A 13,806-nucleotide genomic window follows, 5' to 3' on the forward strand; every position below is an offset into this window, starting at 1 on the left:
TGGTAGCGAGCCTGCTCGCGAAAGCGGTCGCACATTCAACATGGATGTCGACTGACACGACGCCTTCGCGAGCAGGCTCGCTCCTACATTTGAATTGCATTGCCAACTCAGGAATTGATTGCCATGAACTATGTAAACCCAAGCAAGCTGCAAGCCGCCATCCTCGACTGGGCCGGCACCGTCGTCGATTTCGGTTCCTTCGCACCCACACAGATCTTCGTCGAAGCCTTCGCTGAATTCGACGTGCAAGTCTCCATCGAAGAAGCGCGCGGCCCGATGGGCATGGGCAAGTGGGATCACATCCGCACCCTGTGCGATCAACCGCAAGTCGCCGAGCGCTATCGCAAAGCGTTCGGCCGCACGCCGACCGACGATGACGTCACCGCGATCTACAACCGCTTCATGCCGCTGCAGATCGAGAAAATTGCCGAGCATTCGGCGTTGATCCCCGGCGCCCTGGAAACCATCGCCAACCTGCGTCAGCAAGGCATCAAGATCGGCTCCTGCTCCGGCTACCCAAAACAAGTGATGGATAAAGTCGTCGAACTGGCCGCCATCAACGGTTACGTCGCCGACCACGTGGTCGCCACCGACGAAGTGCCGAACGGCCGCCCATGGCCGGCTCAGGCCCTGGCCAACGTGATCGCGCTGGGTATCGACGACGTCGGCGCTTGCGTGAAGATCGACGACACCGTACCGGGCATCCTCGAAGGCCGTCGCGCCGGCATGTGGACGGTGGCGCTGATCTGCTCGGGCAACGCGCTGGGTCTGGATTACGAGGGCTTCCGCGCACTGGGCAGTGATGAACTGGCCACTGAACGCAAACGCATTCACGCGCTGTTCGAGGGTTCGCGCCCGCATTACATGATCGACACCATCACTGACTTGCCGGAAGTGATTGCCGACATAAACAAGCGCCTGGCCAAGGGTGAGATGCCGCAATCGAGCTGATTGCCCTGCCCGCTGCAAACAAAAACGCCAGCGTCCACACGACGCTGGCGTTTTTTTTGATGAAACCCGTGATTCAGAGCATTGAAAGTCCGATCAGCTTCAGGCAAATCCGCCAAAGCGGATTACAGTTAAAGCATGCCGTCGCACAAGAACGGCCGGTATCGACCCTGATCTGTGAGGAAACACCGTATGCCGTGGACAAGCTCCGAATCGCGTTACAGCACCGTGTCGGTCCTGTTGCACTGGCTGATGCTGGTGTTGTTGGTGCTGGTCTACGCCAGCATGGAATTTCGCGGCATCTTTCCCAAGGGCAGTGGCGGGCGCACGCTGATCCGCGAAGTGCATTACATGCTCGGCCTGACCGTGTTCGTGCTGGTATGGTTTCGCCTGCTCGCGCGCAGCCTCGGCCCGGCGCCGAAGATCTTCCCGGCTTCGCCGCAATGGCAGACCGTGCTCGCGCGGCTGATGCACTGGGCGTTGTACCTGTTCATGATCAGCATGCCGATTCTCGGCTGGCTGATCACCAGCGCCGAGGGGCATCAGGTGATGTTCTACGGGTTCGACCTGCCGCTGCTGGTCAGCGAAGACAAGGCCTTCGCCAAGCAAGTGGAGCACTGGCATGTGCTGATCGCCACCATCGGTTACTGGCTGATCGGCCTGCATGCGCTGGCGGGGATTTATCACCATTACGTGGTGGGCGATAACACGCTGCTGCGGATGATGCCCAAACGCGGCTAAAACGCTTTTGAAGCCTGCTGGATTCATTGTGAAGAGGGGATTTATCCCCTCTTCACAATAAATCCTCTCATGACAGAGATACGCTGCAATCAGGGGACGCGGTTGAATCCCCGGCGCCCTTGCAATCCGCCGGTATGGACGAAAATCAGCCGAGTGCCGCAGGCAAATCCGCCCGCCTCGACGTGACTTTTGAGCGCCAATAACGCCTTGGCGGTGTAAAGCGGTTCCAGCGGCACACCGCTTGCCTGCTCGCTACGGTCGATAAATTCAAGCAGTCCGGCATCGACCTTGGCAAAACCGCCACGACTGGCATCGATCAATTCATACCCTGCATTGGCCATCCCTGCTTCCAGGAGGATTGCCTCAACCTGCGGCGCCACACCGTGAGCCTCCGGCACCGCCAACGCGCCATACACCGGGTGCTCACCGGCCTCGGCCAGCACCAGCCCCGCCAATGTCGTCCCCGTGCCGCAAGCCAGCCACCAACCGTGGTAATCGCTCCAGCCCAGATTGCGCAATTGCGCATCGACCTGAACCTTAAGCGCTGCGCAGCCCAATGCCCCGGGTAATCCGCCGCCACCCTCCGGCACCGCGTACAACGTCGGATAGTGCACCTGCCACGGTTCCCAGAACCCCGGCTCATGCCGCGCTCGATAGCCGGCGTAACCCAGCCAATGCAACTGCATGCCAAACGCCTGCAGATCCGTCACGGTCGGCGTTTCCTGCGCATGCCCACGCAACAGCCCCACGGTTTTGAACCCCAAGCGTTTACCCGCCGCGGCCAATGCGTGCAGGTGATTTGAATGCGCACCGCCAAGGCTGATGATGCCTTCAGCGCCGACACGCTTGGCAGCCTTGAGGTGTTCAGAGAGTTTGAACCATTTATTGCCGCTGATCAGCGGATCGATCTGGTCCAGGCGCAGGATCGCCACTTCAACATTGGCGGCGGCCAGCCAGTCGAGCGAGAGTAATTCGAGAGGGGCTTGGGGTAGCCAATCGGAGGGAGGCAAAAACATGAGCGTCGATTCGATCTGGACAGAGCCAGCATTCTAGTCGCTCATAAGCAGCCATCGCGAGCAGGCTCACTCCTACATTTGAAATGCGTCCACCTGTAGGAGTGAGCCTGCTCGCGATAGCCATTGGCACGCTAGGCCTGCGAAATCAAAGTTCGGCTGCCAGACGCGAGCCTTGGTTGATCGCGCGTTTGGCATCCAGCTCGGCCGCGACATCCGCGCCGCCGATCAGGTGCACGTTCTGCCCGGCCGCAACCAGCCCATCGTGCAGTTCACGCAGCGGATCCTGCCCCGCGCAAATCACGATGTTGTCCACCGCCAACAGCTGCGGCTCGCCGGTTTCGCCGATGCGGATGTGCAAGCCTTCATCATCGATGCTCAGGTACTCAACGCTGTTGAGCATTTGCACTTGCTTGTTCTTCAAACCGGTACGGTGAATCCAGCCAGTAGTCTTGCCCAGACCGTCGCCGACCTTGGTTTTCTTGCGCTGCAACAGGAACACTTCACGCGCCGGTGCATGCGGCGCCGCTTTGATCCCGGCCACGCCACCGCGTGCTTCCAGTTGCGTATCGATGCCCCATTCTTTCCAGAACGCGGCGCGATCCTGACTGGTGGCCACGCCTTCGTGCACGAGGAACTCCGACACGTCGAAACCGATACCGCCAGCACCAATCACCGCAACACGCTTGCCCACCGGTTTGCGCTCCAGAATCACGTCCAGGTAGCTCAACACCTTGGCGTTCTCGACGCCTGGAATTGCCGGTACACGCGGCGCAATACCGGTGGCGAGGATGATTTCGTCGTAACCGCCCTCCACCAGTTTCGCCACGTCGACGCGAGTGTTCAGGCACACCTCGACATTCGTCGTCTGCAACTTGCGCTTGAAGTAACGCAGGGTCTCGAAAAACTCTTCCTTGCCCGGCACACGCTTGGCGATGTTGAACTGGCCACCAATTTCGCTGGCCGAATCGAACAACGTCACCTGATGGCCACGTTCGGCGGCCACGGTCGCAGCGGACAACCCGGCAGGGCCGGCACCGACCACGGCGATTTTCTTGATCTGCTTGACCGGCAGGTAGTTGAGTTCGGTCTCGTGACAGGCGCGCGGGTTGACCAGGCAGCTGGTGAGCTTGCCACCGAAAGTGTGATCCAGGCAGGCCTGGTTGCAACCGATGCAGGTGTTGATTTCGTCGGCGCGACCTTCAGCCGCTTTGTTGACGAAGTCCGGGTCGGCGAGGAACGGCCGCGCCATCGAGACCATGTCGGCATCGCCTTCAGCAAGAATCTGCTCGGCGATTTCCGGCGTGTTGATGCGGTTGGTGGTGATCAACGGGATGCTCACCGAACCACGCAGCTTGGCCGTGACCTTGCTGAACGCCGCGCGCGGCACTTTGGTGGCGATGGTCGGAATCCGCGCTTCGTGCCAGCCAATGCCAGTATTGATGATGGTTGCGCCAGCCTGCTCGATGGCTTTGGCCAGGGTAACGATCTCATCCCAGGTGCTGCCGCCCTCAACCAGGTCGAGCATCGACAGGCGGAAGATGATGATGAAATTCGGGCCGACGGCCTCGCGGACACGACGAACGATTTCCACCGGCAGGCGCATACGGTTTTCGTAGCTGCCGCCCCAGCGGTCGGTGCGGTGGTTGGTGTGCGCGGCGAGGAACTGGTTAATGAAATAACCTTCCGAGCCCATGATCTCGACGCCGTCGTACTCGGCGGACTGCGCCAGTACCGAGCAAGTCACGAAATCACTGATCTGCTTCTCGATGCCCTCTTCGTCCAGCTCTTTGGGCTTGAACGGGTTGATCGGCGCCTGAATCGCGCTCGGTGCCACCTGCTTCGGGCTGTAGGCATAACGCCCGGCATGAAGGATCTGCATGCAAATCTTGCCGCCCGCGTCGTGCACCGCGCGGGTGACGATGCGGTGTTTGAGCGCTTCTTCTTCGGTGGTCAGCTTGGCCGCGCCGGAGTACACGCCGCCCTCGTCGTTCGGGCCGATACCGCCGGTGACCATCAGGCCGACACCGCCGCGCGCACGTTCGGCGAAGTACGCCGCCATACGTTCAAAACCGCCCGGTTTTTCTTCCAGGCCAGTGTGCATCGAGCCCATCAGGGTGCGGTTGCGCAGCGTGGTGAATCCCAGGTCCAGCGGGGCCAACAGGTGCGGGTAATGAGCGGCGGTCATCGGTAACTCCACAACGAGCGATCACGGAAAAAGTGCGGGAGCTCTTTGTCCCCCGTCAGTCATGTTCGACAGACTAAGAGTCGCACCGCTGTCACTCAATGACCGTAACTGACAACTTATTGATCCAAATGCGCAGCGCCCCTTGGCAAGCACGGCCATGGGCCCTACCCTAGTCGCCACACCCTGTACCCGGCTGTTGTTGGTTTTCATGCGCAAACTTTTGTACCTGTTTTTTTCCATGGCCATTGTCGCCGCCCTGACCACCTACGCCATGTGGGCGGCAGACCGGCCGGCGGGTCATTACCTGTCGGACCTGCGTATCAAACTCGCGGTCGATGAGGGCACCCCCGCCGACCGTGGCAATCTGCTGGGCATCCAGCCCGAACTGTTTCCCACCGACTATCAAAGCCCTGAGCGCCTGCACCGCAAACTCGCGGCTTATTTGCAGCAAGCGCAGGATCAGGGTTTGTTGAATGACAAAACCGTGGTGGTGCTGCCGGAACATGTCGGCACCTGGCTGATGATCAGCGGCGAGAAAGACGAGCTGTATCAAGCGCCGACCCTCGCCGAAGCGATGAACTGGCTGGCGGCGAGCAATCCGCTGCTGTTCGCCCGCGCCTGGCTCAGCGCCAAAGGCAACAGTCGTCTCGATGATGCGCATCTGCGAATGAAGTCCAAGGCGATGGCCAAGGATTACCAGGCACTGTTCGGCGGCCTGGCCAAGGAGTTTCATGTAACGCTGGTGGCCGGTTCCATTGTGTTACCGGAGCCGAGCATCCGCGACGGCCAGCTCAAACCCGGCAGCGGCGCACTGTTCAATAGCAGCGTGGTGTTTGGTCGTGATGGCGTACCGCTCGGTCAACCACAGCGGCAGATGCACCCGATCTTCGATCAGCGCGATGTACTGGAAGCCGAAGATAAACACGCGATCAACGTGGTCGATACGCCCGCCGGGCGCCTCGGTATCCTTATCGGCAGCGACAGCTGGTACCCCGATAATTACCGCAAACTCGACGAACAAGGCGCGCAACTGGTCGCCGTACCGGCGTTCGTCGTCGGTCATAACGTGTGGGATCAGCCGTGGGGCGGCTACAAAGGTTCGAGCACACCGGGCTCGGTCAGCCTCAAGCCCGGCGAAGTCAGCGAAGGCCAGGCCTGGCATCGTCTGACTTTGACCGCGCAACCGCCGAGCAGTCGGGCGATTGCCGGTGTCAGCGTGTTCTTGCGCGGGCAGTTCTGGGACAAGCTGAGTTCCGGGCAGAGTTTCCTCAGCAGCGACGGCCGGCAGTTTGCCGATGGCGACGCCCGTGGCGCGCGTTTACTGAATATCTGGTTGTAAGCGATGAAGCCGCTACCGATGCGTCTCGGGGATTTGTCGGTGGGTTTCGTACACAGCCTCGCCGATGCGGTGCGCAGCCATGACGCCGACCCGCAGCCGTTGCTTGAGCAATATGGGCTGGACGCTGCACGCTTGGCCGAGGCCGGCGCGCGGTTGTCGATTCCGCGTTACATGCGCCTGGGGCACGCGGCCATTCAATTGACCGACGACCCAGCGCTGGGCTTACGCATGGGGCAGCTCAGTCGGCTGAGTCAGGCCGGGCTGGCCGGGGTCACCGCCGCGCAAGCCCCGACCGTGCGCGAGGCCGCACGTTGCCTGATCCGCTTCGAACCGTTGTACGGCTCCAACTATCGCGGCCAGTCGAGTTTTCACGAAGACGCCAACGGCGCCTGGCTGCGCTTCTACTCGATCAGCCCGTACAACGCCTATAACCGCTTTGTGGTGGATTCGATCATCGCCGGCTGGCTGCATCAACTGTCGAGTATCAGTGGCGAATCGCTGCGGGCCGAGCGCATCGAAATCGAATTCGACGAACCGGATTACCGTGACGCTTACAGTGCCCTGGGTGACGGCCCGATCCAGTTCGGCGCCGAGCGTAATCAACTGCGCCTGAGCCTCAACAGCCTCGCCCAGCGCAATCGCGAACATTGCCCGAGCACTTGGCGGCACCTGCTGCAATTGTGTGAACGCGAGCTCGAACAACTCACACGCACCCGCAGCCTGCGCGAGCGCATCACGCAATTGCTGGGGCCGTTATTGAATGGTGGGCGCGAACCCGACCTGGAAGAAGTGGCGGCGCGCCTGAAGCTGCCGACCTGGACATTGCGGCGAAAACTGGCTGAGGAAGGCACACAATATCGCGCGATCCTCAATGACACCCGCCGCGATCTGGCCATGACCTACATCCGCGACACTGAACTGGCGTTCGGCGAGATCGCCTATCTGCTGGGTTTTGCCTCAGCCGAAGCGTTCCAACGCGCGTTCAAACGCTGGAGCGGCCAGACCCCTGGCGAATTCCGCCGCAGCCATCGCAAAACGGCATAAGAGCAGCTGCAAGCCTACAGCCACAAGCGGCAAGCAAACGCTTACAGCTCGGTAGCGTCTTCCGCAGGCTCTGGCGGATCCAGTTCAAAGGCCTGGTACTCGAGCAGTTCTTCTTGGTAATCGTCCATCGTGTAATCCCCCTTACTGCTCGCTGAAAAATGGCCTGATCAATCGACCCGTGCCCCGAGCATAAAGTGCCCGTATGAAGGAAAAATGAAACACGGCCTTCATCAATAAAACGTAGCAGACGGTCAGGAATTTATCGCGGGACTTTTGTCCGGAGAATGTAACGAAATACTCGCGTAGGAGCTGCGGCACGCTGAGATCCGTTGATCTTGTTTTTAGGACAAGATCAACAGATCGCAGCGTGCCGCAGCTCCTACACGGGATCGGATTACTGGCCGGACGCAGGCATCGCCGGGATCGGCTCGGACGGCGGTGGGATGTCCGGGTTGGCCGGCGGAGTGATGGTCTCCGCGGCAGGAGCTGGTTCAGCGACTGGCGCCGGGGTGATCGGCGCCGTCTCTGCCGCCGGAACCACCGGCTCCGAGCTCACCGGCGCCACTTCGGCCGGGGCCGGGGCTGGTTCAGCAGCCGGGGCAGGCGTTGCTGCAGGCTCGGCGGCTGGCGTCGGCACCAATGCCGCCGGCGCTGGCGCAGGCGCAGCTTTGGGCTCAGGCACACCCAGATCAGTCTTCGGCTTCTCTTCGATATGCGCCGCTTTCTTCGCATCGGCCGGCAGGAACAGCTCGACCAGGGTGAAGAAGCGTTCATAGAATTTCTGCGAGGACACGGTTTCGCTGGCAACCTTGACCATCGAATCGTCCGAGGAGCCGATCGGCATCGACACCGAGCCCAACACGCCGACGCCGAGGCTGGCAGAGTTGTTGGTCTTCTTCAGTGCGTAACGATCCTGCAGAGCATTGGCGAACATCGTCGCGTGGTGCTTGCCACTGCTGTCTTCGGCGCAGACCACATTGAAGCTGATCTCCATGTGCGTATCGCCGGTCTGCTGAAAGCTCTTGTGGCCGCTGATCAGCTTCGGATCGCTGCTGGTAATGATGTAGCCCTGACTCAGCAACGCACGACGCGCCGCTTCGCAACTGACAGCGTCGCTCACAGGGTAATTGCGCGAGAACGTACCCGAGTCATCGAAGTTCTCATGCTCATACATCGGCTTGTCCTTCGAACAGCCGGCCACAGCCGCCACCAACAACGCCAACCCGACAACACGCAAGGGAATGGAAATCAACATTAAACATCCTGAGGGAAAACAGTCCGGGGCGTATTGTGCAACAGATCACGACCCCGCGGCGTATGGATTAGTGTCTTGAAACGCTTACAACTCTATCGACCTTCAGTGGCGGGAAAAAGTCGCGCCGATAAATGATCGATGAAAACCCGCAATTTTGCCGTGGCGTGTCGACTTGACGGCCAAAGTACCCAGAACCGCCCGACATGCTCCAGATGGCTATCGAGCACCCGCTGCAAGCGACCCTGGGCGACGTCCTCATGGGTCATGAAATCAGGCAGACAGGCAATGCCCATACCGGCCAGCGCTGCGTGGCTAACCGCCTCGATGGACGAACTGACCAGCCTCGTCGGCAACATCGGCTCAATGCCGCCCTCCTCACGCCTGAACGGCCATGGCTCGAGCTTGCCAGTGGCGTGAAAGGTATGCCGCAAGCAAGCGTGATCGGCGAGATCCGCAGGACTCTGCGGCGTGCCACGCTGCTGCAGATAGACGGGGCTGGCCACGAGTACCATATGAAACTCGCCCAATGGCCGCGCCATCAATCGCGAATCCCGCGGCTTGCCGGTGCGAATCACCGCATCGAATCCCTCTTCGACCACGTCGACCATGCGGTCTGTCAGGTCGAGATCCAACTCTATCTGCGGGTACAGCGCCATGAACTCGGTCATGACCGGCATCACCAGGCCATGCACCTGTGGCAGGCTGATACGCAATTTACCGTGGGGTTGCGAGGCGGCATCACACAACTCGAATTCAGCCGCCTCGACCTCCGCGAGGATCTTGCGACAGCGCTCCAGAAACAGCGCGCCCTCGCTGGTCAGCGTGACGCTGCGAGTGGTGCGTTGAAACAAGCGTACGCCGAGCCGAGCCTCCAGCCGCGCAATGCTCTTGCCCACCGCCGAAGATGAAACGCCTTGCAGGCGACCGGCCTCGGTGAAACTGCGCGTGTCGGCGACCTGAACGAACACCGAAATACTGCCCAGGCTATCCATACCCTGCCTCCATTAACGACATCCGTGTCCGATATGTTCGGAACCATAACCTGTTTTTCGTTCGCGTGCAGCGCCCTACCCTGTGCGCTTCGTCAACACGGCACACGGATGCTCGCTCATGAACGATGCACAACTGACCTGTAACCCACTGCAAAACCCGGCCGAAACCCCCGACCGGTTACCCCTCGGCGCCCTGCTTGCACTGGCCACCGCCGGATTTATCACGGTGATGACCGAAGCCATGCCGGCCGGTTTGTTACCGCAGATGAGCAGTGGCTTGAATGTCTCACAGGCCTTGGTCGGGCAACTGGTCACGCTGTATGCGATCGGCTCGATCCTTGCGGCCATCCCGCTAACGATCGCCACCCGCAGCTGGCGGCGCAGACCCCTGCTGCTGTCAGCCATCGGCGGCTTCGCCATCGCCAACAGCGTGACGGCGCTCTCGGAACTGTATTGGCTGACCCTGATTGCCCGCCTCATTGCGGGGGTATTTGCCGGGCTGCTTTGGGCACTATTGGCAGGCTACGCGAGCCGCATGGTCGCCCCGCACCTGCAAGGTCGCGCAATCACCGTGGCGATGCTGGGCGCGCCCATCGCGCTGTCACTGGGGATCCCGGCAGGCACGTTGCTCGGCACCATGGTTGGTTGGCGGCTGAGCTTCGCGATCATGACCGGACTGACGGTGTTGCTGGTCGTCTGGGTGCGCTGGCAAGTCCCCGATTTCGCTGGCGAACGCGAAGGACAACGCCTGCCACTGCGTCAGGTATTTACCCTGCCGGGTGTACGATCGGTGCTGTTCGTTACCCTCTCCTACGTCGTCGCACACAACTTGTTGTACACCTACATCGCGCCGTTCCTGCAACCATCCGGGCTCGATGCGCAGGTCGACCGCGTGCTATTGGTGTTCGGGCTGGCCTCGGTGCTGAGCCTGTGGATCGTCGGCAACCTGATCGATCGATGGCTGCGCGAACTGGTACTGATCAGTGCGGTGCTGTTCATGCTGGCCTCGATTGCGCTGGGCATATGGCGTGAGTCGCCCAGCGTGATTTATTTCGCCACTGCTGTCTGGGGGCTGGCATTCGGCGCAATGCCTTCGCTGCTGCAAACCGCATCAGCGAAAACCGCAAAAGACGCCGCTGATACCGCGCAATCGATGCTCGTCACGCTGTGGAATGTCGGGATTGCCGGCGGTGGGCTATTGGGTGGCTTACTGCTCAACAATCCAGGCGTCGGAGCATTTCCGTGGATCGTCGCCGCACTATTGGTACTCAGCCTGTACGCGACGGCCAAAGCCAAAACCCATGGATTCCCGAGCGCAGGATGAGGCCAATGCCTGGTGGTGCCGAGCCTGATTGCGTGCATCCTGCCAAGAATTGGCGGGCGGTGAAACCCCCTTCGCGAGCAAGCTCTGCTCCTACGAAGATCAAAAGCTCAACCCGCAGTGCTCCTCACCACTCAACAGGATGAGCGTTAGCTCGGCAGCCGCTCTTGATCTTGATCCATGGGCGACGTCGGAAGGCTGAGTGGAGGGATTGATCCGGGGGAAGGAGCGAAGCGACGTTCGACGAAGTCGGACACATCGAGAGGAGGTGCAGCGAAGCAAACCGTAGGCGATGCCCCCCGTATCGATCCCGGAGCGAAGGCACCCCGAGCCTTAGCGAGTGGGCCGCACGTAGGAGCAAGCCTTTTTTTGCTTACTTTTTTGAGGCGTTTGTCAAAAAAGTGAGTCGCCGTAAGGGCGAAACCTTAAGCAGCCATAACCGCAGCAACGGATCTACCCCCCCTCAATCCAAACCAAAAAAACCCCGACTCACGAGCCGGGGCTTTTATAGGGAAGACTCAATCAGCAATCAATAACGCTTGATCTCTGCCTGAGCCTCCAACTGCTTGCGATACGCCGCGAAGTCTTGCTGACCTTCACGCGATGCCAGGAAGCGACGGTACTGAGCCTTCTCTTCCTCAGTCGGTGCAGCCGCTTCGTTAACGCCGTTCAGGCGCACGATCATCAGGCTGCCGTCCGGCAGGGTCACATTGCTGAACGTCGGCTTGTCCTTAGCAGCCGGCTTAGGCATGCGGAACAGCGCCTGCAGTACCGCTGGATCAACACCTTCCTGACCACGGGTGGCCGCTGCGGTGGTTTTCCAGTTCTGACCGTCAACAGCTTTGTCCAGCGCAGCCTTGCCATCGCGCAGATCAGCGATCAGCTTCTCGGCCTTGGTCTTGGCAGCAGCACTCGCGTGCTCTTTGGTCAGTTGAGTACGAATCGCCGCGCTCACGCTTTCCAGAGGCAGTTGCGCAGGCTTCAGGTGTTCCTTGGCGCGCAGCACGATCACGGTTTCCGGATCCAGCTCGATGGCAGTGCTGTTGGCACCCTCATCAATCACTTCGGTGCTGAATGCAGCAGTGACCACGGCACGGTTAGCCGCAACACCTTCGCCACCTTCACGACCGAATGGCTTGGAGGTGTGCACAGTCAGCTTCAGATCCGCTGCTGGCTGAGCCAGATCGGACGCTTCGAACGCGGAGTCTTCCAGTTGCTTGGTCGCCTCGACGAAACGCTGCTCGACCTGCGCGGCTTTCAGCTCGCGGGTCAGCTTGTCTTTCAGGCTGGCCAGGGTCGGCACTTCCGGCGCTTCAACACCCAGCAGCTTGATCAGGTGGTAACCGAAGTCGGTACGAACCGGCTCGGAAACCTGATCTTTAGCCAACGAGTACAGGGCTTTTTCGAACGCTGGATCATAAACGCCAGGACCTGCAAAACCGAGGTCGCCGCCATTGTTGGCCGAACCCGGATCCTGCGAGAACTCTTTGGCCAGCGCTTCGAACTTCTCGCCCTTGGCCAGACGCGCCTGGACTTCTTCGATCTTCGCCTTGGCCTGAGCGTCGGTGGTCTTGTCGTTCACTTCGATCAGAATGTGCGCCGCACGACGCTGTTCCGACAGGTTGGCGATCTCTTTCTGATACGCCGCTTGCAGGTCTTCGTCCTTGACGGCGACCTGATCGAAGAACGAAGCCTTCTTCAGTTCCAGATAATCGATGACCACTTGATCCGGGGTCATGAACTCTTTGGCGTGCTCGTCGTAGTAAGCCTTGACCTCATCGTCGGTCAGCTTGACCGCGGCTGGATCAGCCTTGATGTTCAGAGTGGCGAAATCGCGGGTCTGTTTTTCCAGACGGGCGAATGCCAGCACTTCGGCGTCGGTGACGAAACCGCTGCCACCGATACCGGCGCGCAGTTGGCCGATCAGCATTTCCTGAGCCAGCATCTGGCGGAATTGCATACGGCTGTAACCCAGCGAACGAATGACCTGGTCGAAACGATCAGAACTGAACTTGCCGTCCACCTGGAATTCAGGCGTTTGCAGGATCACTTGATCCAGAGCCGCTTCAGAGAAAGCGAACTTCGATTGTTCCGCGCCTTGCAGCAGCAGTTTCCGATCGATCAGGCCCTTGAGAGCCGATTCGCGAAGCATTTTTTCGTCGAGCAACGAAGCGTCGAAGTCTTTGCCCAGCTGTTGCATCAGCTGACGGCGTTGCATATCAACGGCCTGGCTCAGCTCGTTCTGGCTGATTTCTTCACCATTGACCTTTGCCGCGTCGTTAGAGTGCGTCGTGGCCTTGAAAATGGCGTCGAAACCGGTCAAAGCCATCAACAAAATGATGGCCCCGATAATGGTCTTGGCAATCCAGCCTTGTGAATTGTCCCTGATATTCTGCAGCATGCGTCCCCCAGAAACGGTTGAACTTCAAAATTTGGCAACCGTGGAGCGTGGGTAGAATCCGGATAGAAGAAAGGCGCATCCGAGGATGCGCCTTCTCGTAACTGGCGGAGCGGACAGGGCTCGAACCCTCGATCCCGGCGTTACAGGCGCCTGTTTCAGCGACCTGCTCTACCGCTCCGCTGCCAAGTCAGGGATGACCCCGACCCGGATGGGTAAAAACTTGTAACGAACTTAGTTAACCGCTTCTTTCAGTGCTTTACCGGCTTTGAAGCCTGGTTTTTTAGCAGCAGCGATTTGCAGCGTCTTGCCGGTCTGTGGGTTACGACCTACGCGAGCTGGACGATCAGTCACGGAGAAAGTACCGAAACCAACCAGAACAACGGAGTCGCCAGCCTTGAGAGCGCCAGTGACGGATTCGATTACAGCGTCCAGCGCACGGCCAGCAGCAGCTTTCGGGATATCAGCGGATGCAGCGATAGCATCAATCAGTTCCGACTTGTTCACTCTAAGTCCCCTTATATCTATTTTGAGATGATTCTAAGTTTTTTGGTGAAAGCAAAAACG

General features: G+C 59.8%; 11 protein-coding genes. 5 read left to right on the top strand and 6 right to left on the bottom strand.

From position 1 onward, the window contains the following. Positions 1-123: 123 nt before the first annotated feature. Both phnX and JFT81_RS05535 read left to right on the top strand, forming a co-directional pair. Entirely contained in the window at positions 124-951 is an 828-nt protein-coding gene (gene phnX / locus JFT81_RS05530) for a phosphonoacetaldehyde hydrolase (RefSeq protein WP_201226435.1), read from the top strand. 189 nt (positions 952-1,140) lie between these two features. Further along, positions 1,141-1,689: a cytochrome b gene (locus JFT81_RS05535; RefSeq protein ID WP_201226436.1), complete on the top strand. Its 549-nt coding sequence runs from the start codon at positions 1,141-1,143 to the stop codon at positions 1,687-1,689. Between the two features lie 89 nt (positions 1,690-1,778). On the opposite strand, the gene JFT81_RS05540 is transcribed toward JFT81_RS05535, so the two are convergent. After that, the gene (locus JFT81_RS05540) at positions 1,779-2,705 is read right to left on the bottom strand and encodes a pyridoxal-phosphate dependent enzyme (protein WP_201226437.1); all 927 of its coding nucleotides are present in this window, start codon (positions 2,703-2,705) and stop codon (positions 1,779-1,781) included. 145 nt (positions 2,706-2,850) lie between these two features. Continuing rightward, complete coding sequence (locus JFT81_RS05545; RefSeq protein ID WP_201226438.1) at positions 2,851-4,890, bottom strand: NADPH-dependent 2,4-dienoyl-CoA reductase; 2,040 nt, start codon at positions 4,888-4,890, stop codon at positions 2,851-2,853. Positions 4,891-5,098: 208 nt separating this feature from the next. Between JFT81_RS05545 and JFT81_RS05550 the strand changes: the two genes are divergently transcribed. Both JFT81_RS05550 and JFT81_RS05555 read left to right on the top strand, forming a co-directional pair. Continuing rightward, positions 5,099-6,229 (top strand): carbon-nitrogen hydrolase family protein, encoded by a 1,131-nt coding sequence (locus tag JFT81_RS05550; protein ID WP_201226439.1) that lies wholly within the window; start codon positions 5,099-5,101, stop codon positions 6,227-6,229. A gap of 3 nt (positions 6,230-6,232) precedes the next feature. Further along, positions 6,233-7,273 (top strand): AraC family transcriptional regulator, encoded by a 1,041-nt coding sequence (locus JFT81_RS05555; RefSeq protein WP_201226440.1) that lies wholly within the window; start codon positions 6,233-6,235, stop codon positions 7,271-7,273. A gap of 394 nt (positions 7,274-7,667) precedes the next feature. Here JFT81_RS05555 and JFT81_RS05560 read toward each other — a convergent pair whose 3' ends face one another. Next, the gene (locus tag JFT81_RS05560; RefSeq protein ID WP_201226441.1) at positions 7,668-8,528 is read right to left on the bottom strand and encodes a DUF2242 domain-containing protein; all 861 of its coding nucleotides are present in this window, start codon (positions 8,526-8,528) and stop codon (positions 7,668-7,670) included. A gap of 92 nt (positions 8,529-8,620) precedes the next feature. After that, complete coding sequence (locus tag JFT81_RS05565; RefSeq protein WP_201226442.1) at positions 8,621-9,520, bottom strand: LysR family transcriptional regulator; 900 nt, start codon at positions 9,518-9,520, stop codon at positions 8,621-8,623. 118 nt (positions 9,521-9,638) lie between these two features. Here JFT81_RS05565 and JFT81_RS05570 point away from each other — a divergent pair, with 118 nt between their 5' ends. Next, positions 9,639-10,844, top strand: coding sequence for an MFS transporter (locus tag JFT81_RS05570; RefSeq protein WP_201226443.1), 1,206 nt, complete (start codon positions 9,639-9,641; stop codon positions 10,842-10,844). Between the two features lie 526 nt (positions 10,845-11,370). Here JFT81_RS05570 and JFT81_RS05575 read toward each other — a convergent pair. Together JFT81_RS05575 and JFT81_RS05580 are read right to left on the bottom strand one after the other, a co-directional pair. Further along, the gene (locus JFT81_RS05575) at positions 11,371-13,242 is read right to left on the bottom strand and encodes a SurA N-terminal domain-containing protein (RefSeq protein ID WP_201226444.1); all 1,872 of its coding nucleotides are present in this window, start codon (positions 13,240-13,242) and stop codon (positions 11,371-11,373) included. A 231-nt stretch (positions 13,243-13,473) separates the two neighbouring features. Next, positions 13,474-13,746: an HU family DNA-binding protein gene (locus JFT81_RS05580; protein ID WP_008077714.1), complete on the bottom strand. Its 273-nt coding sequence runs from the start codon at positions 13,744-13,746 to the stop codon at positions 13,474-13,476. Positions 13,747-13,806: the final 60 nt, after the last annotated feature.

Origin of the sequence: Pseudomonas sp. TH43 (genome assembly GCF_016650635.1) — a bacterium.
GTDB lineage: Bacteria > Pseudomonadota > Gammaproteobacteria > Pseudomonadales > Pseudomonadaceae > Aquipseudomonas.

Bases quoted from the DNA above. Each gene is read 5' to 3' on its own strand.
- phnX (WP_201226435.1), top strand. From the start codon at position 124: ATGAACTATGTAAACCCAAGCAAGCTGCAAGCCGCCATCCTCGACTGG.
- JFT81_RS05535 (WP_201226436.1), top strand. From the start codon at position 1,141: ATGCCGTGGACAAGCTCCGAATCGCGTTACAGCACCGTGTCGGTCCTG.
- JFT81_RS05540 (WP_201226437.1), bottom strand. From the start codon at position 2,705: ATGTTTTTGCCTCCCTCCGATTGGCTACCCCAAGCCCCTCTCGAATTA.
- JFT81_RS05545 (WP_201226438.1), bottom strand. From the start codon at position 4,890: ATGACCGCCGCTCATTACCCGCACCTGTTGGCCCCGCTGGACCTGGGA.
- JFT81_RS05550 (WP_201226439.1), top strand. From the start codon at position 5,099: ATGCGCAAACTTTTGTACCTGTTTTTTTCCATGGCCATTGTCGCCGCC.
- JFT81_RS05555 (WP_201226440.1), top strand. From the start codon at position 6,233: ATGAAGCCGCTACCGATGCGTCTCGGGGATTTGTCGGTGGGTTTCGTA.
- JFT81_RS05560 (WP_201226441.1), bottom strand. From the start codon at position 8,528: ATGTTGATTTCCATTCCCTTGCGTGTTGTCGGGTTGGCGTTGTTGGTG.
- JFT81_RS05565 (WP_201226442.1), bottom strand. From the start codon at position 9,520: ATGGATAGCCTGGGCAGTATTTCGGTGTTCGTTCAGGTCGCCGACACG.
- JFT81_RS05570 (WP_201226443.1), top strand. From the start codon at position 9,639: ATGAACGATGCACAACTGACCTGTAACCCACTGCAAAACCCGGCCGAA.
- JFT81_RS05575 (WP_201226444.1), bottom strand. From the start codon at position 13,242: ATGCTGCAGAATATCAGGGACAATTCACAAGGCTGGATTGCCAAGACC.